General features: G+C 62.8%; 7 protein-coding genes. 4 read left to right on the top strand and 3 right to left on the bottom strand.

Translation table 11 applies throughout. The features are described 5' to 3' along the window. Nucleotides 1–828: 828 nt before the first annotated feature. From AC1DSJ_RS24535 to mpl, 3 genes are all read right to left on the bottom strand, one after another. The gene (locus tag AC1DSJ_RS24535; protein ID WP_441372322.1) at nt 829–2,739 is read right to left on the bottom strand and encodes a ribonuclease catalytic domain-containing protein; all 1,911 of its coding nucleotides are present in this window, start codon (nt 2,737–2,739) and stop codon (nt 829–831) included. A gap of 73 nt (nt 2,740–2,812) precedes the next feature. Further along, nucleotides 2,813–3,415 carry a YqiA/YcfP family alpha/beta fold hydrolase gene (locus AC1DSJ_RS24530; protein WP_054427248.1) on the bottom strand — a complete coding sequence of 201 codons (603 nt, stop codon included), beginning with the start codon at nt 3,413–3,415 and terminating at the stop codon, nt 2,813–2,815. A 52-nt stretch (nt 3,416–3,467) separates the two neighbouring features. Continuing rightward, the gene (gene mpl, locus AC1DSJ_RS24525; protein ID WP_441372321.1) at nt 3,468–4,838 is read right to left on the bottom strand and encodes a UDP-N-acetylmuramate:L-alanyl-gamma-D-glutamyl-meso-diaminopimelate ligase; all 1,371 of its coding nucleotides are present in this window, start codon (nt 4,836–4,838) and stop codon (nt 3,468–3,470) included. A gap of 94 nt (nt 4,839–4,932) precedes the next feature. On the opposite strand from mpl, the gene AC1DSJ_RS24520 reads away from it, so the two are divergent. The 4 genes from AC1DSJ_RS24520 to accC all read left to right on the top strand — a co-directional run bounded on the left by AC1DSJ_RS24520 (nt 4,933) and on the right by accC (nt 7,889). Further along, a complete protein-coding gene (locus tag AC1DSJ_RS24520; protein WP_054427371.1) occupies nt 4,933–5,466 on the top strand; it encodes a TlpA family protein disulfide reductase in 534 nt (177 codons plus the stop codon). 89 nt (nt 5,467–5,555) lie between these two features. Continuing rightward, nucleotides 5,556–5,990 carry a type II 3-dehydroquinate dehydratase gene (gene aroQ, locus AC1DSJ_RS24515; protein WP_006226654.1) on the top strand — a complete coding sequence of 145 codons (435 nt, stop codon included), beginning with the start codon at nt 5,556–5,558 and terminating at the stop codon, nt 5,988–5,990. An 87-nt stretch (nt 5,991–6,077) separates the two neighbouring features. Beyond that, nucleotides 6,078–6,533 carry an acetyl-CoA carboxylase biotin carboxyl carrier protein gene (gene accB, locus AC1DSJ_RS24510; RefSeq protein ID WP_476760402.1) on the top strand — a complete coding sequence of 152 codons (456 nt, stop codon included), beginning with the start codon at nt 6,078–6,080 and terminating at the stop codon, nt 6,531–6,533. Nucleotides 6,534–6,542: 9 nt separating this feature from the next. Next, the gene (accC, locus tag AC1DSJ_RS24505; protein ID WP_054427251.1) at nt 6,543–7,889 is read left to right on the top strand and encodes an acetyl-CoA carboxylase biotin carboxylase subunit; all 1,347 of its coding nucleotides are present in this window, start codon (nt 6,543–6,545) and stop codon (nt 7,887–7,889) included. Nucleotides 7,890–7,989 lie beyond the last annotated feature (100 nt).

Here is a 7,989-nt window from a genome sequence, read left to right as displayed (position 1 = left end):
TATCGAGAACTTCTACAACACCCGGCGGCTGCACTCTACGCTGGGCTATCTGACGCCGGCTGCCTATGAAGCCAGCCAGCGTCCAAAAAACACCTATCGACGTGTCCACTAAAACTTGACCACCACAGGCCGCGCGGGCGGCCTTGTGGAGCTTACGCGTCGGGGTGCGTCGTTGCGATGTTCGCTTCGCGTGTGGCGGCTTTGTTCGAGTTCTTCTTGATGGCTTGCCGCGCTTCATCCATCCCTCGGGGCACTGTCACCCGTTGAACTCCGGTGCGGTGGCGCGCGACGGGTCGGCACGCGCAAGGCTGTGGCGGACGCGCGCCACCCCTCTACCTCCCCCCACAATCGTGGGGGACCCCTAGCAAACAGTTCTCAGCATTCGCGAAAGCGAACATCGCTCAAACGACCACCGACGCGTATGCCGAGTAAGGCCGCCCGCGCGGCCGGCACTCGGCGGGCCCCGCAGCACTCGTCACTAAGGCACACCCTAGCAGCGCATCAGGCCAAGACATCGGCAGCCCGTCGGCGCGGTGGCCCTGACTGTGCGCAACCTTGATGCGCCCGAGGGAATCTGAAGGGAAGGCCGAAGGCCTGGACGAAGATGACGAAGGGGCAGTCCGGAGCGAAGGCTCCGGACCGCAATCGTGGGCGCGCACAGTCAGGGCCACTGCGACGATGGGCGACCTACGAAGATCGACAACCTCCCGAAGATCGACAACGTCCAGAAGATTGCCAACCCCCGAAGATCAAATACCCACGAAGCCCGCCAATCTAAGCCTCACGATTCCGCTCACCACGATTCCGCTCACCACGACCCAAAAAACTTCAAGCCCCGTCAGAAGCACCCAAAGCAGGACTAACCTCTCCCACGTATCGGCAATCCAACTCCAGCCCTAACTCATCCATTCCCAAAATATCAATCTCCACCGCCGTCCCCCGCTCCAACTCAGGCATCCCGCCCACCCGAGTCACCAGCGGCGCATTCGCGAAACGCACCAGATCGTCACGCAATACATGCGCCACCGTCCGAGTCACGTTGTGCTGCTTCAGCCAACGCAGGCACCAGTAGCGCTCCATGGCGCTTTGGAACTCTGCCCACGCCGCATACTGCGCATCGAACGCGCCGATGATCGCGAACAAATCCGCATCGCGCGGCTTGAACGGGGCCACCAAGCGGGCAGACACCCCGTGTTCCACCGCCGCGATCAGTTGCCATTGGTTGACCAGGTCAACATAGCGGCGCAGCGGCGACGTGCTCCAGGCGTATTGCGGCACGCCGATAGCCTCGTGCGGCAGCGCCTGCGTACTCATGCGCACGCGGCCCGCCTGCTGCGAACGGTAGATGCCCGGCACACCGTGCTGGTTCAGCAAACCGCCCCATTGGTTGTTGGCCAGAATCATGTATTCGGCCACCATCCGGTCCAGCGGCGCATTGCGCTGGCGCGGCACCAGGCGCACCGGCGTGTCCGGATCGTCCGGATTGCCATCCAGATAGAAGCTGTACTCCACCCGCGAATTGTTCTCGGGCTTGCCGCGCACGTTCTCGCGCTGCGCCGACAAGGCTTGCGCCAGCTTCCACAGCGGGCGCAGCCAGTGGCCGTACGGAATGTCCGCCGACGGGTCAGCCAGGCTGGCTTCCGTCACTTGCGAATCCAGCATGTTGTGGCGCAGGTTCTCGCGCACCACCACACGTTCCAGACGCGTTTCGGATTCGAAGATCTCGCCCGTTTCCGGGTCGGCCACCACATACAGTGACAGCACCGGCACTTCGCGGCCGGCGTCCAGCGAGAACGCCTTGATGACGTTGTCCGGCTGCATCGGGATTTTGTCGCCCGGCATGTAGACCGTGGACAGGCGGGCGCGGGCCAGCTTGTCGAATTCGCTGTCGCGGGTCACGGTAAGACCCGGGGCGGCCACGTGCACGCCGACACGCAGGCGCCCGTCGGGCAGCTCCGTGACGGACAGCGCGTCGTCGATTTCGGTCGTGGTGACATCGTCCACCGAATAGATTTCGGCGTCCGACAGCGGCAGTTCGCGGTCAAGCGGCGGCAGTTCCAGTTCGGGAAATTCCAGCCCGCGCGGGAAGTTCACCGCCAGGAAGCGGCGCTTGTGCAGCGCCAGCGCGTGCGGCCATGCGCCCAGCTCAAGCAGCAGGCGGTCGGGGCTTTTGCCCAACTTGGCGCACGCGGCGTCCAGCGCTTTCCATTGCTGCGAATTCTTGTCCGGGCGAATCAGCAACGACTCCGCCGCTTGAGCGATGGGCTCCGGCAGACGGCCGGCGGCCATCTCGTCTACCCATTCCTGCTGCTGCTCGGCTTGGCGCTGCTTCTTTTCCAGCGCGGCCAGGGCAGCAGCCAGGATGTCGGGCGGGGCAGGGCGGTAACGGCCCTTGCCACGGCGATGAAAGTACGCCGGCGCGCCGTGCAGGCGCATCAGCAACGCGGCCTGTTCCACGGGCGTGGGCGCGTGGCCGAAATAATCCGCGGCCAGCGTGGGCGTGTCGAATTCTTCTTGCGGCGCGCATTCCCACAGGAATTGCAGGTCCAGCGCCTCGGCAGCGGCCGCCGCCTGGCTCATCAGCGTGGCCGGTTCCGGCGACGCGAAGTTGAACAGGGTGTTGGCGCGCTTGATTTTGCTGCGCTTGCCAGACTCCGACTCCACCTGCAGGCTGGCGTCGGTCTCGGACAGGATGTTGCCGGCCTTGAAGCTGCCGTCGTCTTCGTAAAACACATACATGGTGGGGATCTTCCTGGGCGGCGCGCACGCGCCGCCTTGCGCAGCTATATAGAGTGTTGAGGTCTGGTACTGATTATTGGGGGCGAACCTGCTTGTCGCCAAGGGCGAATTCAAGCACCTCGGGCATCCATTGTTCGAAATCGGACAAGCCGTGGTCGCTGCCTTGCACGATACGCTGGGGGCAGCCTGCGTATCGATCGCGCATTTCACGCCAATCCAGCACCTCGTCGCCCGTTGCCGCCAGCAGGAAGTACCGGTCAGGCTGCGTGATGCGAGGGGCGTGGATGGCCGTCAATTCGTCCACATATTCGGGCAGAAAGACGAACGGCGCGTTGGAATGATACATGTGGTGTTCGCCGACCTGGGTCGCCAGGTCACGCGCGGCTTGCACGGCCGGGTTCAACAGCACCGCCTTGCAGCCCAGTTGCTCGGCCAGCCAGGTCGCGTAGAAACCGCCCAGCGACGAGCCAATGACGGTCAGTGCGCGGGGGCTGTCGGCGCCGGCGAGTTGGCGCTGGGCGATGCCCATGGCCAGATCAATCGCTTCGCGCGGGCTGGCAGGCAGTTGGGGGCATGCCCAGGCGTCGGCCAAGCCGCGCTGGGCCATGGCGTCGGCCATCAGGCGGGCTTTGAATGAATCCGGCGATGAACGAAAACCATGCAGGTAGAGAATCATTTCGTGCTCGTCCGGTGGGTGTGGCCTGGGGGCTTGGCGTCTGGCCGTGGCTTCAGCCGCGCGCTTCCAGCGCATTCAGCAGCTTGCCGTGGATGCCGCCAAAGCCGCCGTTGCTCATGACCAGAACCTGGTCGCCCGGGCGGGCGGCGGCGGTTACGGCCGCGACCAATGCATCGATGTCATCGTAACTGGAAGCCCGATCGCCCAGGGGCGCCAGTACGTCGGCCGGATTCCAGCCCAGCGCGTGTTTGCCGCTGTGGGCGCCAAAGCAGAACACCAGGTCCGCCTCGACAAGCGCGTCGGGCAGACGGGCGGCCATGGTGCCCAGCTTCATCGTGTTCGAGCGCGGTTCCAGCACGGCCAGGATGCGCGCTGATCCCACTTGGCGGCGCAAGCCTTCCAGCGTGGTGGCGATGGCGGTGGGGTGGTGCGCGAAATCGTCGTAGACCTTGACACCGTTGACGGTGCCGCGCAGTTCCATGCGGCGCTTCACGCCGGCAAAGCGCGTCAGCGCCGCGATGCCGTCTTGTACGGTCACGCCCACGTGCTCGGCCGCGGCCAGCGCCGCCAGCGCGTTCATGCGGTTGTGTTCGCCGGAGAGCGACCAGCGCACCGTGCCCGCTTCGACGCCATTGCGCAGCACGCCGAATGCGCCGTCGGCATCGGGCGCAGTCGCCTGCCAGGCGCCATCGGCGCCGAACGTGACGGTTTCCGACCAGCATCCACGCGCAATCACGCGGTCCAGCGCATCAGAATGCGTCGGGCGCACGATGCGGCCCGAGCCTGGAATGGTGCGCACCAAATGATGGAATTGCATCTCGATGGCCGCCAGATCGGGGAAGATGTCGGCGTGGTCGTATTCCAGGTTGTTCAGGATGGCGGTGCGCGGACGGTAGTGGACAAACTTCGACCGTTTGTCGAAGAACGCCGTGTCGTATTCATCCGCCTCGATCACGAACGGGCGGCGCGTCGGGTCGTAGCGGGCCGACACATGCAAATCCTGCGCGACGCCGCCGATCAGGAAGTTGGGCGCAAGGCCTGCGGCTTCCAATATCCAGGCCAGCATTGAACTGGTCGTGGTCTTGCCATGGGTGCCGGCCACCGCCAGCACGTGCTGACCGGGCAGAACGTTATCGCCCAGCCATTGCGGGCCAGACACATAACGCGCGCCGGATTCCAGAATGGCTTCCATCAGCGGGTTGCCGCGGCTGACGACGTTGCCGATCACGTACAAGTCAGGCTTGAGCGCCATCTGGTCGACGCCGAATCCTTCGATCAGCTCGATTCCCTGTTCGGATAGCTGGGTGCTCATCGGCGGGTACACGCCCGCGTCGCAACCCGTGACCTTGTGGCCGGCGGCGCGCGCGATCAGCGCCAAGCCGCCCATGAACGTACCGCAGATGCCAAGAATGTGCAGGTGCATTGAAAATTCTCCTGTCCTGCATTGTATATATAGCGGCGTGCTGGCCATGCCGGCCCATTGCGCGCAAAACGGCGGCAGCGGTTATGATCGCGCCATGAATCGACGCCTACTTCTTTCCGCCGGCGTGGCCGTAGCCGCCACGGTTGCGGGCGGCCTTACTTTGATGGGCCGCAAATCCCAGAACGCGGCAGCGCCGGCCGCCGAAAGTGACCCCATTCCCGCGCTGATGCAATTGCAGATGCCCGACTTGAATGGCGCAACGCATTCGCTGGCCGACTTCAAGGGCCAGCCCATGGTGGTCAATTTCTGGGCAACCTGGTGCGCGCCGTGCGTGAAGGAAATGCCCGAACTCGACGCCTTGCAGAAAAAGTATCCGCATATCCGCTTTGTCGGCATCGGTGTCGATACCGCAGCGAACATGCAAAAATTTGTCGAGAAAGTGCAAGTTTCCTACCCGCTGTGGGTGATCGGCGCTGGGGCCATTGATACGCTGCGCAAGCTTGGAAATCCCAGCGGCGGCCTGCCTTTTACCCTTGTTTTCAACGCTGATGGCGGAATTAACCGGAAGATACTGGGCGAAATCCAGCCAGATGATCTGAACCAAACCCTATCCAGTCTTAAGGCGTAAGTCTGTTGGACAAATAATAGGAATTGGCGTAAAAAGCTGGTTTATCGGCTGTTTTGCCAACAATTGGCAAACCACTCATTGGCAAGCGCATGGCGCAAAACATACTGGTATTGCATGGCCCGAACTTGAATCTGCTCGGCACCCGGGAACCTCATATCTACGGCAGTTTGACGCTGCCCCAGATCAATGAGCGCCTGGAATTGCTGGCAGGTGAACTGGGCGCCAAGCTGACTGCTTGGCAAGGCAATCACGAAGGCGCGCTGGTTGACCGCATTCAGGCGGCCCGGCAAGACGGCACAGACTTCATCATCATCAACGCGGCGGCTTATACGCACACCAGCGTCGCAATTCGCGATGCGCTGGCTGGGGTCGCGATCCCATTTATTGAAGTACATTTGTCCAATCTGTATAAGCGAGAGCCCTTCAGGCATCACTCTTATCTGTCCGATTTGGCGATAGGCCTTATCAGCGGCCTCGGCGCGGACGGCTACGAGGCGGCTCTGCGTTACGCAGTGCGGCACTGATCTCGCACCAACTCACAGCTTTTACATCTTATACGGCGCGGACCCCACGCTGGGACGCCGTCGACACTATCTCGGGAAGCAGCTTCTATGGACCTTCGAAAACTCAAAACCCTGATCGACCTGGTGGCTGAATCGGGTATCGCCGAGCTGGAARTCACCGAAGGCGAAGGCAAGGTACGCATCGTCAAGTTCTCGCAGACCTTGCAGCCGGTGGCTTACCACCAGCCCGAAGCCGGCGCAGCCGCCGCACCGGTGGCTCAAGCCGCAGCGCCCGCCGCTCCGGCCGCCGAAGCCGCCCCGGTCATCCAGGGCCACGTCGTGAAGGCGCCGATGGTTGGCACGTTCTACCGTTCGCCGAACCCGGGCGCCGCCCCGTTCATCGACGTGGGCGCCACCGTCAAGGAAGGCGACCCGCTGTGCATCATTGAAGCCATGAAGCTGCTCAATGAAATCGAAGCCGACAAGTCCGGCGTCATCAAAGAAATCCTGGTCGAAAATGGTGAGCCCGTCGAGTACGGTCAACCCCTGTTCGTCATTGGCTGATAGCTGAAAATGTTCGAAAAAATCCTGATCGCCAATCGGGGCGAAATCGCCCTGCGCATTCAGCGCGCTTGCCGTGAGCTGGGCATTAAAACCGTGGTCGTGCACTCCGAGGCTGACCGCGAAGCCAAGTACGTGCGCCTGGCCGATGAATCCGTGTGCATCGGGCCCGCGCCGTCGCGTGACAGCTACCTGAACATGCCGGCCATCATTTCGGCCGCCGAAGTGACAGATTCCGAGGCAATTCACCCGGGTTACGGGTTCTTGTCCGAAAATGCCGACTTCGCCGATCGCGTCGAAAAAAGTGGCTTCGTCTTCATCGGCCCGCGTCCCGACACCATTCGCCTGATGGGCGACAAGGTCAGCGCCAAGCGCGCCATGATCGAAGCGGGCGTGCCGGTGGTGCCCGGTTCCGAGGGCGCTTTGCCCGAAGATCCGCAGGAAATCATCCGCATTGCGCGCGAAGTGGGTTACCCGGTCATCATCAAGGCGGCAGGCGGCGGCGGTGGCCGTGGCATGCGCGTGGTGTACACCGAGGCCGCGCTGCTGAACGCCGTCACCATGACGCGTTCGGAAGCGGGCGCCGCGTTCAACAACCCGGAAGTCTATATGGAGAAGTTCCTCGAGAACCCTCGCCATGTGGAAATCCAGGTGCTGGCCGATGGCGGCCGCAACGCCGTCTGGCTGGGTGAACGCGACTGCTCCATGCAGCGCCGTCACCAGAAAGTCATCGAAGAAGCGCCGGCTCCCGGCATCGCCCGCCGCGCCATCGAGCGCATCGGCGACCGCTGCGCCGACGCTTGCCGCAAGATGGGTTATCGCGGCGCGGGCACGTTCGAGTTCCTGTTTGAAAACGGCGAGTTCTATTTCATTGAAATGAACACCCGCATCCAGGTCGAACACCCGGTCACCGAACTCATCACCGGTATTGATCTGGTGCAGCAGCAGATTCTGGTTGCCGCCGGCGAGAAGTTCACGCTGCGTCAACGCGACATCCAGTTCAAGGGTCATGCGATCGAATGCCGCATCAACGCGGAAGATCCGTTCCGCTTTGTGCCCAGCCCCGGCCGTATCACCAACTGGCACACGCCGGGCGGCCCGGGCGTGCGTATCGATTCGCACGCGTACAACGGCTACTTCGTGCCGCCGAACTACGATTCGATGATCGCCAAGGTCATCACGTACGGCGACACGCGTGACCAGGCGCTGGCCCGCATGCGCATTGCGCTGTCGGAAATGGTGGTGGAAGGCATTTCGACCAACATCCCGCTGCATCGCGAGCTGTTGCAAGATGCCCGCTTCATTGAAGGCGGCACCAGCATCCACTATCTGGAAAACAAGTTGGCTCAGCGTCCCTGACCGACCACCTGGGGCCTCGCGGCCCCTTTTTGCCTTTGGGCCTGCCCGCGGCAAAAACCCTTCGGGGCCTTTTAATGTTTTACGGTCATCGGGCCGCGGC

This window comes from Achromobacter sp. 01N37 (assembly GCF_056399725.1).
This window is presented reverse-complemented; position numbering and strand designations above follow the sequence as displayed.

Bases quoted from the DNA above. Each gene is read 5' to 3' on its own strand.
- AC1DSJ_RS24530 (WP_054427248.1), bottom strand. From the start codon at position 3,415: ATGATTCTCTACCTGCATGGTTTTCGTTCATCGCCGGATTCATTCAAA.
- AC1DSJ_RS24520 (WP_054427371.1), top strand. From the start codon at position 4,933: ATGAATCGACGCCTACTTCTTTCCGCCGGCGTGGCCGTAGCCGCCACG.
- aroQ (WP_006226654.1), top strand. From the start codon at position 5,556: ATGGCGCAAAACATACTGGTATTGCATGGCCCGAACTTGAATCTGCTC.
- accC (WP_054427251.1), top strand. From the start codon at position 6,543: ATGTTCGAAAAAATCCTGATCGCCAATCGGGGCGAAATCGCCCTGCGC.
- AC1DSJ_RS24535 (WP_441372322.1), bottom strand. From the start codon at position 2,739: ATGTATGTGTTTTACGAAGACGACGGCAGCTTCAAGGCCGGCAACATC.
- mpl (WP_441372321.1), bottom strand. From the start codon at position 4,838: ATGCACCTGCACATTCTTGGCATCTGCGGTACGTTCATGGGCGGCTTG.